12 protein-coding genes are annotated in these 14127 nt (G+C 70.5%); 2 read left to right on the top strand and 10 right to left on the bottom strand.

The window, feature by feature from the left end; genetic code table 11:
• Positions 1-67: 67 nt before the first annotated feature.
• The 3 genes from ACFY1L_RS06570 to hemL form a co-directional block, all read right to left on the bottom strand.
• Complete coding sequence (locus ACFY1L_RS06570; protein ID WP_388819189.1) at positions 68-1357, bottom strand: hypothetical protein; 1290 nt, start codon at positions 1355-1357, stop codon at positions 68-70.
• A 179-nt stretch (positions 1358-1536) separates the two neighbouring features.
• A complete protein-coding gene (locus tag ACFY1L_RS06565; RefSeq protein ID WP_388821102.1) occupies positions 1537-2184 on the bottom strand; it encodes a histidine phosphatase family protein in 648 nt (215 codons plus the stop codon).
• 47 nt (positions 2185-2231) lie between these two features.
• Positions 2232-3548, bottom strand: a complete 1317-nt coding sequence (gene hemL, locus ACFY1L_RS06560; RefSeq protein WP_388819186.1) for a glutamate-1-semialdehyde 2,1-aminomutase — start codon at positions 3546-3548, stop codon at positions 2232-2234.
• Between the two features lie 542 nt (positions 3549-4090).
• On the opposite strand from hemL, the gene ACFY1L_RS06555 reads away from it, so the two are divergent.
• A complete protein-coding gene (locus ACFY1L_RS06555; RefSeq protein WP_003974483.1) occupies positions 4091-4528 on the top strand; it encodes a hypothetical protein in 438 nt (145 codons plus the stop codon).
• Between the two features lie 66 nt (positions 4529-4594).
• Here the strand turns inward: ACFY1L_RS06555 and ACFY1L_RS06550 are convergent, their stop codons facing one another.
• The 3 genes from ACFY1L_RS06550 to ACFY1L_RS06540 all read right to left on the bottom strand — a co-directional run bounded on the left by ACFY1L_RS06550 (position 4595) and on the right by ACFY1L_RS06540 (position 6847).
• Positions 4595-6013: an ATP-binding protein gene (locus ACFY1L_RS06550; RefSeq protein WP_388819183.1), complete on the bottom strand. Its 1419-nt coding sequence runs from the start codon at positions 6011-6013 to the stop codon at positions 4595-4597.
• A 79-nt stretch (positions 6014-6092) separates the two neighbouring features.
• A complete protein-coding gene (locus ACFY1L_RS06545; protein ID WP_388819180.1) occupies positions 6093-6458 on the bottom strand; it encodes an SCO4225 family membrane protein in 366 nt (121 codons plus the stop codon).
• A gap of 35 nt (positions 6459-6493) precedes the next feature.
• On the bottom strand, positions 6494-6847 hold the full coding sequence (locus tag ACFY1L_RS06540; protein WP_388819177.1) for an SCO4225 family membrane protein: 354 nt from the start codon (positions 6845-6847) through the stop codon (positions 6494-6496).
• A 189-nt stretch (positions 6848-7036) separates the two neighbouring features.
• Between ACFY1L_RS06540 and ACFY1L_RS06535 the strand changes: the two genes are divergently transcribed.
• On the top strand, positions 7037-7642 hold the full coding sequence (locus ACFY1L_RS06535) for a DUF1349 domain-containing protein (protein ID WP_388819174.1): 606 nt from the start codon (positions 7037-7039) through the stop codon (positions 7640-7642).
• An 87-nt stretch (positions 7643-7729) separates the two neighbouring features.
• Here the strand turns inward: ACFY1L_RS06535 and ACFY1L_RS06530 are convergent, their stop codons facing one another.
• From ACFY1L_RS06530 to ACFY1L_RS06515, 4 genes are all read right to left on the bottom strand, one after another.
• Positions 7730-8089 carry a hypothetical protein gene (locus ACFY1L_RS06530; protein WP_388819171.1) on the bottom strand — a complete coding sequence of 120 codons (360 nt, stop codon included), beginning with the start codon at positions 8087-8089 and terminating at the stop codon, positions 7730-7732.
• A gap of 33 nt (positions 8090-8122) precedes the next feature.
• Positions 8123-8968, bottom strand: a complete 846-nt coding sequence (locus tag ACFY1L_RS06525; RefSeq protein WP_388819168.1) for a glycine betaine ABC transporter substrate-binding protein — start codon at positions 8966-8968, stop codon at positions 8123-8125.
• A gap of 26 nt (positions 8969-8994) precedes the next feature.
• Entirely contained in the window at positions 8995-9639 is a 645-nt protein-coding gene (locus ACFY1L_RS06520) for a hypothetical protein (RefSeq protein ID WP_388819165.1), read from the bottom strand.
• A gap of 184 nt (positions 9640-9823) precedes the next feature.
• The gene (locus ACFY1L_RS06515; protein ID WP_388819163.1) at positions 9824-13909 is read right to left on the bottom strand and encodes a helix-turn-helix domain-containing protein; all 4086 of its coding nucleotides are present in this window, start codon (positions 13907-13909) and stop codon (positions 9824-9826) included.
• Positions 13910-14127 lie beyond the last annotated feature (218 nt).

Genomic DNA, 14127 nt, shown 5'->3' with positions numbered 1-14127 from the left:
TCGCATGCCCGTTCTGGGGATCTTGCGCACCCCCCTTACGGGAGCCTTGCCACCCGAAACCCGCATTTCAGGCGGCCTGCCCGGTGGGCGAGGAAGAGCTCGACGGAGTCTCCTTCAGGAACTCCTTCCAGCCACCGACCGGCTGTTGTCCGACCTCGAGCGTGCGCAGCTTGGCGACCACCTCCGGCTTCTGTACGTCCATCCAGTCGACGAACTGCCGGAAGGAGACGAGCCGTACGTCCGCGCCCTTCTCCTTCTCCTGCGCGATGTGCTTGAACGCCTGCTCCACGGCGTCCATGTAGATGCCGCCGTTCCAGTGCTCGAAGTGGTTGCCTATGAAGAAGGGCGCCCGGTTCGACTCGTATGCCCGCTTGAAGCCGGATATGTAGGCCTGTGCGGACTGGGTGCGCCAGCCCGGGTAGTTGTAGGCGGGGGCCTGGGTCGAGTTGATCGACTGGTTGGCGAGCATGTTGTAGTCCATCGACAGGACCTCGAAGCTGCGCCCGGGGAACGGTATCTGCTGCAGCGGCAGGTCCCAGATGCCCTGCTTCTTGTCGGGCCAGACCTGGCGGCCGCCGGGCGAGGAGGCGTCGTAGCGCCAGCCGAGGCTCTTGGCGGTGGGCAGCAGGTTGTTCTGGCCGAGCAGACAGGGGGTGCGGCCGCCGACGAGTTCCTTGTCGTAGTCGAAGGGCAGGGACGGCATGTCGGTCCAGCCGGTGTTGGTCCGCCACTCCTTCACGAAGGCCTTGGCCTGCTGGATCTCGCTGCGCCACTGCGCGGGCGTCCAGTTGCCGACGGTGCCGTAGCCGGAGCAGAAGTGGCCGTTGAAGTGGGTGCCTATCTCGTGCCCTTCGAGCCAGGCGCGGTGGACGTTGGTGAGCGTGGCCTTGACGTGCTCGTCGGTGAGGTAGCCGATGTCGGAGGCGCCGCGCGGGTTGTTCGGCGGGTTGTAGAGCCGCTTCTTCGACTCGGGCAGCAGGTAGAGCCCGGAGAGGAAGAAGGTCATGGACGCGCCGTGCTGCTTGGCGAGGTCGAGGAAGCGCGGGAAGAGGCCGTTGCCGACCTCGCCGGCGCCGTCCCAGGAGAAGATCACGAACTGCGGCGGGGTCTGCCCCGGCTCCAACGGCTCGGGCTTGGCGGGCTGGTGGGGCTGCTTGCCGGTGTAGGAGGTCGAGCCGTCACCGAGAGGTCGCGCGGAGTGCTTCTTGCTGCCGGATCCGCCCCCCTTGGAACCCGAGTCATGGGTCGACCCGTCTGACGGCTTGAGGGTGCCGCAGCCCGAGATTCCGACGGCGGCCGCGGCACCCGCGCCGAGACCGAGCATTCCCCTGCGAGTGAGAGCGCTGCGAGTGCGCATTCCAACAACCCCGATTCGTCATGTGCTCTGGCGGTCACCCAGTCAGAGGACATGACGAAGCAGGAGGTTCCTCTCGATCACATGGATCTCGCAACAAATGTCACAAGCGAGTCATGGGAACCCAAAGGGGATTTCTTGCCTCTCAAAAGGGGCGTCTCGCGCCCCCCTTGGAGGATTCCTCAGGCGCCGAAGGCCTTGTCCTTCCCCTTCACCGGCTTGGCGCCCGCGAGCAGATGGGCCGGGACGAGGTCGCGGGCCGGCTCGCTGTAGCCGACGGACACGAGCTTGTCGCCCTGGTACGTGAAGGTCGTCAGCGAGGCGAGCGTGCACTGCCGCTTGCGCGGGTCGTGCCACAGCCGCCGCTTCTCTGCGTACGACCGCACGATCCAGATGGGCAGTTGGTGGCTGACGAGCACGGCCTCGTGCCCCCGCGCCTGCTCCTTCGCCGCGTCCAGCGCCTGCATCATCCGTACGACGATGTCCACGTACGGCTCGCCCCAGGACGGCTTGAACGGGTTGATGAGGTGCTTCCAGTTCGCCGGCTTGCGCAGCGCTCCGTCACCCACCCCGAAGGTCTTCCCCTGGAAGATGTTGTCGGCCTCGATGAGCCGCTCGTCGCTCGCGAGGTCGAGCCCGTGCGCCTTGGCGATGGGGGTCGCCGTCTCCTGCGCCCGCTCCAGCGGGGAGGAGCAGACGTACGTGATGTCGCGCGGGGCGAGGTGCTCGGCGACCCGGTCGGCCATCTGCCGGCCGAGCTCGGACAGGTGGTAGCCGGCGAGGCGGCCGTAGAGGATCCCGTCCGGGTTGGCGACCTCTCCGTGCCGCATGAGGTGGATGACGGTGACGTCGCTGCCTGCCGTGTTGGTGCTCTCGCTCACGCGGTTGCCTCCGCCGCTGCTCGGGCCGCCGCCGGGAGGGCGTCGGCGATGCGCTGTACGGCCTGCTCGTCGTGGGCCGTGGACACGAACCAGGACTCGAAGGACGAGGGCGGGAGGTAGACGCCCTGCGCCAGCATCGAGTGGAAGAAGGCCGTGAAGCGGAAGGACTCCTGCTTCTTGGCGTCCTCGTAGTCGCGGACCTCACGGTCCGTGAAGAAGACGGAGAACATGTTGGAGGCGTTCTGCAGCCGGTGCGCGACGCCTTCCTTGCTCAGGGCCTCGGTCACGAGCCCCTGGATGCTCTCCGACACGGCGTTGACCTTGTCGTAGGCGGCGTCGTCGAGGAGGCGCAGCTGGGCGAGGCCGGCCGCGGTGGCGATCGGGTTCCCGGAGAGGGTGCCGGCCTGGTAGACGGGCCCGGCGGGAGCGAGGTGGGCCATGACGTCGGCGCGCCCGCCGAAGGCGGCGGCGGGGAAGCCACCGCCCATGACCTTGCCGAAGGTCATGAGGTCGGGCCGCACGCCGTCGATGCCGTACCACCCGGCGCGGCTGGTGCGGAAGCCGGTCATGACCTCGTCGGAGATGAACAGGGCGCCGTTCTTGGAGCAGGCGTCCTTCAGCCCCTGGTTGAAGCCGGGCCGGGGCGGGACGACGCCCATGTTGCCGGGCGAGGCCTCGGTGATCACACAGGCGATCTCGCCGGGATGCCGGTGGAAGGCCTCGTTGACGGCTTCGAGGTCGTTGTAAGGCAGGACGATGGTGTCGCCGGCCTGGGCACCCGTGACACCCGGGGTGTCGGGAAGGGCGAACGTGGCCACGCCGCTGCCCGCCGCGGCCAGCAGCGAGTCGACGTGACCGTGATAACACCCGGCGAACTTGATCACCTTGGAGCGCCGGGTGAACCCACGGGCCAGCCGGATGGCGCTCATCGTGGCCTCGGTCCCGCTGCTGACCAGCCGCACCTGCTGCACGGGCTCGACCCGCCCGACGATCTCCTCCGCGAGCGCGACCTCGCCCTCACCGGGCGTACCGAAGGAGGTACCTCGCGAGACGGCGTCCTGGACGGCGGCGATGACGTCGGGGTGCGAGTGACCGAGGATCATCGGACCCCACGAACAGACGAGATCGACGTACTCCCGCCCATCGGCATCCGTCAGGTACGGACCACGACCGGACACCATGAACCGGGGCGTACCGCCCACGGCGCGGAAGGCGCGCACCGGTGAGTTCACGCCACCGGGCGTGACGGCGGCCGCACGGTCGAACAGCGCCTGCGACACGGGTGCTTCGTATGGATATGGCAGTTCGCTCATGACCAGCGACTTCTCCGACCTTCTCGGACTCCGGTTGGCTGTGACCTCCTCAGGGTAGGCCAGCAGAACCGCACGGCAGCGGGCACCGCTGCTGACCGCGGGGACAGTCGCGGCCCGGTTCGATCTGCGAAACTGGGACCTGATACACACAGCTCAAACGACTTCGGCGTACGTATAGATGTACGACAAGGTCTGCGGGGCCTTGTTCAGGGACTGCGAAGATCCTGCGGACAGGTGTTTCAACGCACGTTTCGGCGGGCGGCCGTGGGGGAGGTCACTGACACGATGATCGGGTTGCGCAGCGGGGCCTGCGCGTCCTAGAAAAGCAGTCGGGTGGAGATATGCATCGCGGTGGCGGACTGGGCGAGGGGACTGATGACCTCGGTCCTCGGCGTGCCCGGCGGGGAAGGCACCGACGCGAGGCGGAGGAAGCTGCCGAGGCACGTCAGACACAGGGTGTACCGGGTGAGCCCGAGCAGATCGACCGGCGGATCGACCGCCGGGTCGAGCAGCTCCGGGCGGGGAGCAGGAATGGTGGTCGGGTGGGGGTGACGTACAAGTACTTCGGCGCGCCGGACGGCGCGACCGCGGCCCGCGTCCCGATCTCGATGCGCCCCGAGGAACTCGGCGGCGACGAGCTCGGCATGAACGGCATGTTCACCAAGATCAAGCCGGAGACGATGGCGGCGATGGTCCTGACGGGCATAGAGGGCGTCCCCCTCCACAAGGTCCCGCCCCTGGAACTGGTCGTCCTGCACCCCGACTACGCGGTGGTCAAGCTCCCGATGACGGTGGTCGACCCCCTGCGCGGCATAGGCGAGGAGGCGGTCGGCGCGGCGGCGTTCATCTGGTCGACGGTGCCGGACCGGGGTGGACCGCGGGATGCGTTCAACGTGTACCAGCTGCTGCACGAGTGGCAGGACTTCAGCCACCGCCTTCATGAGGCGGGGCATCAGCCGTATTGCCTTGTCTGGCCCTGAGGCGGGGTCTGTCGAACAGCGGGCGGGGTCTTGGGGCCCCGCCCTTTGTCGTAGGTCCGGTCGGGCTCAGAGAGGCCATGCGTCGAGGAGGTCCGCCGGGTCGTACTCGGCGTCCAGCCCCGTGCAGTTCGTGCCGCTGCGGGAGATCGCGACCAACGGGACGGGGTCGGGCGTGAGCACGGCGCGGTGCCGCAGGAGGGCCGCAAGGTCGTGGCGGTCGAAGGGGGCGTTCTCCAGCCACTTCACCGAGCCGACGAACAGCAGTTCCTTGGCGATGGGCGCGCGGTCGGCTCCCACGATGTCGATCTCCACGTCGTTGGTGCGGGTCCAGTAGGCGCCGATGGCAGGCGCGGCAGCGAGCTGGTCATCGGGCAGGAGGCGGGCCAGTGCTTCGCGGACGAGGGGTTCGACGGCCCTGCCGCGCCAGCTGGTCCAGTTCTCGTGGACCCGGTGCAGCGTCAGGTCACCCCGGCCTCGCTCGATCTCCTGCATCGCCGGGCCGAGGAATCTGAGCCAGAAGCGGAGGTAGGGGTCCGAGACGCGGTAGCGGCGGTCTTTGGACGGGCGCGTGGAGACGGGGAGTTCGGCCGCGACCACTCTCTTGTCCACGAGGGTCGCCAGCGAGCGCTGGAGCGGGGTGGCCCCGATTCCGCCGGCGGCACGGGCGATATTGGTGAAGGTCCGCTCTCCGCTTCCGATCGCCGAGAGCACCATGCGCGCCTGCACCTGCTGTGGGAATTCGGCGGCGAGCGACCGCTCCGCCGAGACCAGCAGGGCAGACAGCGGGTCGGTCAGCGCCGCGGACAGGAAGTCCCACATCCCGGCACCGTGCGGCCATTCCGCACAGATCAGAGGCAGCCCGCCGGTGATGAGCGCCGCGTCGAACGCCTCGGCCGCGTCCAGACCCAGCATTCCACCGACCTCGGCGGGGTTGAGGGGGCCGAGGACCATCTCGCGTCCGCGCTGATGGAAGGGGCGGCCGTAGCCGTTCAGCGCCTCCATCATCGACAGGTCGGAGCCGATGAGGATCAGCAGGACCGGCTTGGTCTCCAGCACCCTGTCCCACGCCCGCTGCAACGTGCCCTCGAAGGCACCCTCCGCGTCCATCAAGTAGGGCACCTCGTCCATGACCACCACGCTCGCCCGGTCGTGGGGAAGGGCTGCCGCCAGCACGTCGAAGGCCGCGTCCCAGCTCGCGGGGCGGGCCGATGCCAGCAGGCCGGCCGACAGAAGGTTCGACACCTGCGCGTCCTGTCCGAGTCGCTCGAGATCGGCCCGGGGAGACGCTCCCGCGGCGGCGTAGAAGAGGAAGGGTGCGCCGGACCGCTCGGCGAACTGCTCGACCAGGCGCGACTTCCCCACTCGCCTGCGTCCCCGCAACATCACACACCGGCCGGGCCGCTCCCCGCCGACGCCTGACGCCACCTTCCCGAGCTCGCGATCCAACGTCTCAAGCTCTCGGGTCCTGCCTACGAAGTCGCCCACGCCATCGCCCTTCCGTTCGCCATGAAGAGACTAACCTCAATGTTACAAACATCAAGGTTAGTAACTTTCAGTGGCGCCCTCAGGTCGCCGGACGCGGCTCCCGATCCGTGAGCCTGCGGGCGAGGAGGCCGATCAGTGCTGCGTTGACCAGGCCGGACAGGGCCGCCCCGGCGGTGAAGATCAGCGGGCTCAGCCAGGCCAGCGGGGAGTCCCCGTCCGGTGACACCAGCATCAAGGGCACGGTCACGAACATGCTGAGCGGTGCCGTGGCCATGATCGGCCAGATGCCGGCGAAGCCCGGGTCCGGCGACAGATACACGGCGTACAGGAAGAACCCCAGCGATGCGGCGACCACCGCGAGGTAGCTGCGCGCGGGCCAGTTGTCCACCGCGGGCGCCAGCAGGGCCCGGATCCTGTGCAGTCGGGGGCGGGCGGAACGCGCCATGTCCGTTCCTTTCTCTTGGGAGCAGTACGAGGGCTTCACGCGTGCCGGACGTCGCGGACGTGGTGCGCCAGGGCGCCGATCGCTGCGGCGTTCACGAGGACGCACAGGAGCAGCCAGCCGCCCGTGGCGGTGGAGGCGAGCACCGCGGCCGGGCCGCTGCCGTCCACGCTGCCGGGGCCGACGGGGAGGGCCACCCCCAGGAAGGAGAGAGGCTCCGTGAACAGCATGGGAGTCATGGCCCAGACGCTGTCCGGGAGGACGAACGCGACCGGGACGGAGGCGGCGAAGGCCGCCAGATAACCCCGGGCGGGCCAGTTGTCCGTGGCGAGCGCGAGCAGCCGCCGCAGCCGCGGGAGGCGGCGCGGGCGGGAGGCTTTCGGCATCGGCATCGCGGGTCCCTTCGGTCGGGTCCGTGGGGGTGTTCTCCACGGTGGACCGGGGCGCGGGGTCAGGCATGAGTACGGGTGCTCATCTCCGCGGGGATTTCAACCCGGGAACCCCATCTCCCGCGGGATCAAGGGCAATTGGCCCGGCGTATGTTGCTGAGCATCCTCCGAACCCGCAGACAAGGACGGCACATGCACCAGCAACGCGTGGTCCCCTGGCACGAGGCCGCCTGGCTCAACCAGCCCCTGCACACCGAGACCGACGGGACCGATCTCCTGGTCACCGCGCGTGGTTGCAGTGACTTCTGGCGAACCACCAGTTACGGCTTCGTCCGCGACGACGGGCACGCGCTGCTCCACGACTTCCCTCAGGACGGCGCGATCGAAGTGACCTTCCTCGCGGACTTCGACACGTTGTACGACCAGGCCGGCCTGATGGTCCGCGTCGACGCCGGGACATGGATCAAGGCGGGCATCGAGATGTCGGACGGTCTCCCGCAGCTGGGCGCGGTCGTCACCCGCGGGGTTTCGGACTGGTCGGTGGCGCCGGTGCCCGAGTGGCACGGGCGTCCGGTGACGGTGCGGGCCAGCCGCGCCGCAGACGCGGTGACCATCCGCGCCCGCTGCGAGGACGGCCCCTGGCGCATGGTCCGGCTGGCGCCACTGCCGCCGGAGGCCCCGGCAACGGCCGGCCCCTTCTGCTGTTCGCCCGAGCGGGAGGGACTGCGGGTCCGCTTCACCCGCTTTGCCCAGGGCCCCGCCGACACGGCATTGCACGAGCCGAAGGAACTCACCTGAGCATGGCGCCGGTGAGGCCCGTGGCGTGAGCACGCCCGGGGCGGGACCCATTCGAGTCCCGCCCCGGGGCTGTGTCCGGCCGAGGTCCTACGACACGTGGAACGTCGTCGTCTGGTCGTTGGTCCTGGGGACGTACTGCTGCTTCCAGGTCCACCCCCCGTTGCCGATCTTGTAGTGGAGCTCGACCGAGGAGTTCTGCTTCCACCAGTAGTTCCAGCCCGTGGCGCAGGTGTGGGGGTTGGCCCTCCAGACCGGGGAGTCGTCCCAGTCGTTGTGCTGGTTGTAGCCCTTGACCCAGAACTGCAGGGCCCCGTCCGAGTCGTTGCAGACCGTGATCTGTACGGCGGAGACCGGATCCGCGCTGGCCGTCGCGGGGAAGACCAGACCGCCGAAGACTGCACCCGCGGTGAGCGCCGCTACGGCGAACTTCCTTCTGAGGTCACGCATTTCACTACCACCGTCCTGTTCAAGTGAGGGGGATCAGCTGAGCAGCCCCTTGGACTTCAGCCAGGTCCGCGCCGCCTCGGCGGCCAACTGGTCCGTGGTGAGCGCCGAGTTGACTCGGGCCAGGGCTTCTCTCGCGGCCCGGCCGGCGTAGGGGGCCTGGATGAGCGGGAAGACGTGCTCGGGCGGGATGACGCCCTCGGGGTCGGTCAGCACGACCAGCTGGTCCTTGGTGATGGACGGGTCCGTGCTGCGCAGGGCCAGTACGTCGGCGGTGGCCGAGGTGCCGGCGGTGGTGAGAGTGACGCCGTACGCCTTCTTCAGTGAGGAGGGGGTGGGGGCGTCGGGGGCCGAGGACGCGGAGCCGCCGAGGGTGAGGCGGCTGCCGGTCCTGCGGAGGTCGGAGAGGCTGTGCAGGTCGTGGCGCCGGGCCGTGGCCGGGGTGACCGCGAGGACGACGCCACGCTGGGCGGCGGCCGGGGGCAGGGCGGTGATGCCCATCGGCAGTGCCATGCTCAGCGTCGCCGACATGTTCCCGGGCAGGGTGTCGCCGTCCGGGAACGTGCGCAGCAGGGTGCTCTCGTAGGCGGGAGCCAGCCCGAGCTTTCCCGCCACCACGGCCTTGGCGGTGGCGGCGGGGGACGAGTAGCGGGTCTTCGCCGTCTCCACCTTCTGCCCGGCCCCGGTGAGGAGTTCGCCGTACAGGGCCGCCACCACCCGGCTCTCCGCGGAGGTGTCGGTGCCGATCACCGTCGGTCCCTCGCCGTCCGCGTAGGAGGTGTTGGGCTTGTTCTGCGCGCCCGCCGCGCACCCGGTCAGCAGGACCAGGGAGCAGACGGCGGCCGCGGCGAGGCGGAGCCGGGGGCGGATTCCCGGAGTCACGGAGCACCACATGCTGTCGTCCGGTCTCAGTTGCAGTGCGCGGAACGCTCGCCGGAGGTCATCTTCGCGTCCTTGAAGTTGACGTAGCCCTTGTTGGGGCTGTCGGAGTTGAAGCCGGACGACTGGTAGTTGTTGACGTACCAGATGTAGTGGCCGTAATAGCGCTTGCCGAAGTGGATCTCGTACCAGCCCGTCGCCTGCTGCTTGGCCGTACCGCGCTCGATCCAGCCCTTGTAGCCGGCCGGGACGTTCACCGTGTTGCTCTCGGTGTCCGTGTGCGAGGCCTCCCAGCTGTGGCTGTAACTGGTCTCGACGCCGACCGTGAACACCTTGAAGAACTCGTAGCTGGCGCTGATCGAGATGCCGAAGGTGTTGGTCGAGCCGGTCGTGTCCGACCAGTCGATGCGGTGCTGGTTGGTCTGGCTCGCGCAGTTGTACGCGGTGGTGCCGACCTGGTGGTTCGGGCCGGTGTACGTCCAGTAGTTCGTCGCGTGGAACTCGCACAGGTCCGCCCAACTGCAGGCGTCCAGAAGCTCCTTGGTGGTCGGGCTGTCCGCGGCGGAGGCCTGCGGGGCCGCCATCAGCGAGGCGCCCAGGGTCAGGGCCGCGACGGCCCCGGCGGTGCGGAGGGTGCGCTTGGGAGAGGCGGGCTTGCGGCGCGCGAATGCCATCGATCACTCCAGTGAGGGGAGAGGACGGATACCGACGGCAGCGAACGTCGGTGTGGGGGGTACAGCTGGTTTCCGGGCAGCCGACGGGGTTGCCGTCGACTGCCCGCCGGGTTCACTGACCGGGGAGTGCAGCGGACCGGTTGACCCCCACTCTTGGCGTTCCGGATTTGTCTATCAATGCAGGTCAGAGGCGTAAACAACCCAACAGTGGGCGGAAATCGGACTGTGACCGCCCGTTCACGTCCCATTGATCGGGGGCCGCGGTCCGTCCGACTCGGCACGGGCGGCTTTCCGCGATGTGGCGTGCGGCTGCGCCTTGGCGGCCGAGGGGGACGTGGCTGCGGCGCGCTTCGGGGGACTTCACGGGGGTGTGCTTCCCGGTGCCGTGCACATGCGTGCCGGACCTCTGAGACGCGTGCTTACGGGACGCGGGCTTCCGGTCGGCGTGCGCGGACGAGGCGGCGCCCTCCGGCGCCGGAGCCGCGGTCGGGTGCTGAGTCGCGGCCGGTGCGGGACCGGCTTCCGCGACCGGATCGGCCGTGCCGGAGACGTCGCACAACCGCCGGTAGGGCACATCGGGCAGGTAGGTCCGCCATTCGTTGGCGGTCAGGTTCCGTCCGGCACGCGCGCAGAGCCGGGTGACGACCTGGGCGGGACCGACGGCGTACCGCTGGACGGGGACGTGCGCGCTGCTGGCGTAGACGGAGTCGCCGTGTGCGCCGAAGGCGAGTGAACGGATCGCGTCGCCCGGCGTGTCGAGGCTGCCGCCGAGCGGCTGCCGGGTGTCGGTGTCCCACAGGCGGAGCGCACCGGAGCCGTAACCCACCGCGAGGGTGCGGCCGTCGGGGCTGAAGGCGAGCGCGGTGACCCGGGCGGCGGAGACTCCGGCGGCGGCCGGGATGACCGCCTCCCGGTGGCGTTCCCCACGGCCGTGCCACACCGTGACGCTGCCGAAGTCGCCGCCGGTGGCCAGGTGGACGCCGTCGGGGCTGAGGGCGAGGACGTTCTCGTCGCCGTCCGGACCGAGGGGTACGTCGGTGTCCAGGCCGTAGGGCAGGGCGGTGGCCGGGCCCGCGAAACCGGAGGCCAGGGCGGACTTCAGGGTGGCGGCCAGGGCCTCGGGGCGGTCGGTCCGCGTGCCGCGGGCGGTGTTCCACACCTCGCCGGTGGGCGAGCCGGTGGCGGTCGCCCGGGAGAGCAGCAGTTCCCGGCCGCGCGGGGCGAGCGCTATCGAGCGGACGGCGGACGAGCCGCTCGGGTGAACCGCCGCCTGTATGCGGTGAGTTATGGCATTCCATACGACGAACCGGGCGCCGGGCGTGTCCGGGTCGCCGATGCCGTAGGCGAAGGCCCGGCCGTCGGGGCTGAACGTCATGAGGGGCGCGGTACGGGGGCGTCCGGGTGCCTCGAGGGCGGGCAGTTCGGCGACGACACGGCCGGTCCGGGTGTCGCGCAGGTGGAAGCGGTAGCGGTCGCCGTGTCGTTCGGCGGTGGCCAGCAGACGGCCGTCCGGGCCGAGGGTCTCGTGGTCCAGCGGCCGGTCGAGCCACGGGGAGGTGAGGGGCACCGTGAGGTCGAGGGAGTGGACCGTGCCGCCGGTCAGACAGCGCAGGGTCGGGGCGGCGGGGTCCCAGGCGAGGGCGGTGACGGGCCCGTCGGTCAGGGCGTGGCGGAACACCGGTGCCGTGGCCGCCGATATGCGCCAGACCGTCGTCCCGTCCTGCCCGGCGGCCGCCAGGAACCGCCCGTCCGGGGTGAACGCCAGGTGGGAGGCGCCCGGTTGGGCGAGGTGCGCGAGCTGCCGGCCCGAGGCCGTGTCCCAGACGCGTATCCCGGTGTCGGAGACCGCCGCGAGCCGTGTCCCGGCCCGGTCGAAGACGAGGGAGGCGGACGAGCAGTCCACCGCCGGCGAGTCCTGCCAGGCGCCCGGCACGGTGCGGTGGTGGACCAGGTCCCGCAGCGTGAGCGGCCGGTCCTGCGCGCAGACGGCCGCCAGCTGCGCGTCCGCGCTCGGGATGACGGCATCGGCGGCGGATCGTTCCAGCACCACGGGGTCGTCCGTGAACGCGCGCAACTGCGCCGTCGTGTCGGGGCCGTTGACGACGTAGGCGTCGACACCGAGGTTCGACTCGGCCGCCGTTCGGTGGCCGACGGGGTCCTGTCGATACCCGACGGGATCCTCCAGGCCTGAAGGGTCCTGCGTCTCCGCGGGGCCCTCCGTCACTGCCGGCAGCCGCCACAACCGTCGCCCGGCGTGGGAGTCGGCGGCGGTGCCGGCCAGCGCGAGGGTCCGTCCGTCGAGGCTGACCGCGGTCACCGGAAGGTCCGGCAGCCGTCCGGAGCCGGTGCGGCCGTGGGTGGCCACGTCCCAGGCCGACCAGCTGCCGCCGCCCACGCTGAGCAGGGTGCGCCCGGAGTCGGTGAGGAAGTCGCGGGTGCTGTCGTTCTGGTCCGGGTCGGTGAAGGCGTCGCGCTCGGGTTCGGCGAGGGCGTCGAAGAGGGCCGCGCGGCTCTCGGGCAGTTGGGCGAGCCGCCAGGCGGCGATGCTGAGCAGGGTCCTGGTGCGGGGGTCGGTCACCCGCTCCCGGTCGGCGAAGTCGGCGGCCTGCCGGGCCCCGGCCAGGCTGCGCTCCCCCTCGGCCACGTCGCTCTCGTGCCAGGCGATCTGGCCGGCGACCAGGGCGCCGGCCATGACACAGGTGAGGGCGAGGACGAGTCTTCGTATGCGGCGCTGCATACGGGCGGCCGTCCAGCGCTCCATGCGGTGGGCCACCCGGGAGGCGCAGAGGAAGGCCCGCTCCCGTGCGGTGAGGTCGTCGTCGTGCCGCTCGCGGGTGAACAGGACGTCGGCCAGGGCGAGATGGATGCCCCGATAGAGGGTGCCGGGGTCGCGGCCGTGCTCCTGCCAGTTGCGGGCGGCCTCGGTGAGGTGGCGGTGCATGCGCAGCCGCTCGCGGTTCTCCTCGATCCAGCACTGCAGCCGGGGCCAGCCGGTGATCAGCGCCTCGTGGGCGAGCTCGACGTTCTCCTCGTCCACGGTGATGAGCCGGGCGCGGGCGAGCCGTTCGAGGACGACGGGTACCTCGGGGTCCGGCCACTCGCGCAGATCGGCCCGTCGGACCGGACGGCGGGAGTCGGCGGTGCCGTCGCCGGGGGCGATGAGGGCCAGCAGAAGCCCCCGGGCGGTGCCGGTCTGGTCGGGGGAGAGTCCGCCGTAGACCTCCTCGGCCGCCGCGGCGATCGCTCCGTGGACGCCGCCCGCCTCCTCGTACGCGGCCAGCGTCAGCACTCCGCTGCGCCTGCGGCGCCAGGTCTCGCGCAGGGCGTGCGAGAGCATCGGCAGCGCGCCGGGCTGGTCGTGGACCTCCTCGACGATGCGGGCGGTGAGCTCCCGCTCGACCCTCAGGCCCGCCGCCGTGGCCGGTTTGACGACGGCGTCGCGCAGTTCCTCGCGGGTCATCGGACCGACCGTCAGGCTCGTGTGCCGCAACGCCTCGGCCAGGCCCGGGTGTTCGGCGCACCGGCCGTGGAAGCCGGCACCCACCGCGACGACCACGCGCAGCCGCCCGCCGGAGTCCTTGGCAGCGAGCAACTGGTCGACGAACAGCCAGCGTTCGGCCCGGTCCCGGCAGAGCGTGAAGATCTCCTCGAACTGGTCGACCACGACGATCCGGTGCGGCTCGTCCGGCCCCGGTGCCAGCAGCCGGCCGTGCGTGGCGACGGGCCGCGCGCCGGGAGTGATCAGCCGGAGCTCCGCCGCGCAGCCCGCCTCCTCCACGACCTTCTCCAGACGGGGCAGCACGCCGGCCCGCAGGAGCGAGGACTTGCCGCTGCCGGACGCGCCGACGAGCACCGCGAACAGGTGCTCCTTCATCAACTGCACCGCGTCCTCGGCCAGTTGGTCCCGGCCGAAGAACAGCTCCTGGTCGCCCGGTTCGAACCGCGCCAGGCCCTGGTACGGCGACTCCCCCTCGGCCGTGTCGCAGGAGGCGACCTCGTCGGCCGCCGCCGTCAGCCGGCTCTCCCATGCGTCCGGATCGGCCCCGCAGGCCTGCGCGTACGCCCGCACGACGGTGACCGACGGCAGCCGCTCGCCGGAGGCCGCGCGGGACAGGGCGGCCACCGAGACACGGGCCCGTTCGGACATCGTCCGGTACGACGGGGAGCCGGCCTGCGCACGCAGTGACCGCAGCTCGTGGGCGAAGCGCTGCACGGGTCCCGCGTCGGGATCGAGCGGCCGCTCGGGGCGTCCCCGCTGCCGGCTGGTCACGGATGCTCCCGCAAATGGCTTCTCACGTTCACAGGCATTCGCTCTCACAAAAGGCCGGGACGATCACATGCCGAGCGGCGAGTATGTCAGGACATCTTGAGAGTTCAAAGGGCCGGAATGTGAAGCAGATGCAAACCGGCCATGCAGGAAGCGCCGTGGGCGAAGTCACGTACGCGAAGCCGGGTTTGCGGCGTCGTCGCAGGCCGGATGATGTCCGC

This window comes from Streptomyces sp. NPDC001663, assembly GCF_042893105.1.
Lineage (GTDB): Bacteria > Actinomycetota > Actinomycetes > Streptomycetales > Streptomycetaceae > Streptomyces.
Note: the sequence above shows the minus strand (reverse complement) of the source record. Positions and strands in the feature narration are given on the sequence as shown.

What these genes read in the sequence shown, in the direction of transcription:
- ACFY1L_RS06570 (WP_388819189.1), bottom strand. Translation starts at nt 1,357, where the DNA reads ATGCGCACTCGCAGCGCTCTCACTCGCAGGGGAATGCTCGGTCTCGGC.
- ACFY1L_RS06565 (WP_388821102.1), bottom strand. Translation starts at nt 2,184, where the DNA reads ATGCGGCACGGAGAGGTCGCCAACCCGGACGGGATCCTCTACGGCCGC.
- hemL (WP_388819186.1), bottom strand. Translation starts at nt 3,548, where the DNA reads ATGAGCGAACTGCCATATCCATACGAAGCACCCGTGTCGCAGGCGCTG.
- ACFY1L_RS06545 (WP_388819180.1), bottom strand. Translation starts at nt 6,458, where the DNA reads ATGGCGCGTTCCGCCCGCCCCCGACTGCACAGGATCCGGGCCCTGCTG.
- ACFY1L_RS06540 (WP_388819177.1), bottom strand. Translation starts at nt 6,847, where the DNA reads ATGCCGATGCCGAAAGCCTCCCGCCCGCGCCGCCTCCCGCGGCTGCGG.
- ACFY1L_RS06535 (WP_388819174.1), top strand. Translation starts at nt 7,037, where the DNA reads ATGCACCAGCAACGCGTGGTCCCCTGGCACGAGGCCGCCTGGCTCAAC.
- ACFY1L_RS06530 (WP_388819171.1), bottom strand. Translation starts at nt 8,089, where the DNA reads ATGCGTGACCTCAGAAGGAAGTTCGCCGTAGCGGCGCTCACCGCGGGT.
- ACFY1L_RS06520 (WP_388819165.1), bottom strand. Translation starts at nt 9,639, where the DNA reads ATGGCATTCGCGCGCCGCAAGCCCGCCTCTCCCAAGCGCACCCTCCGC.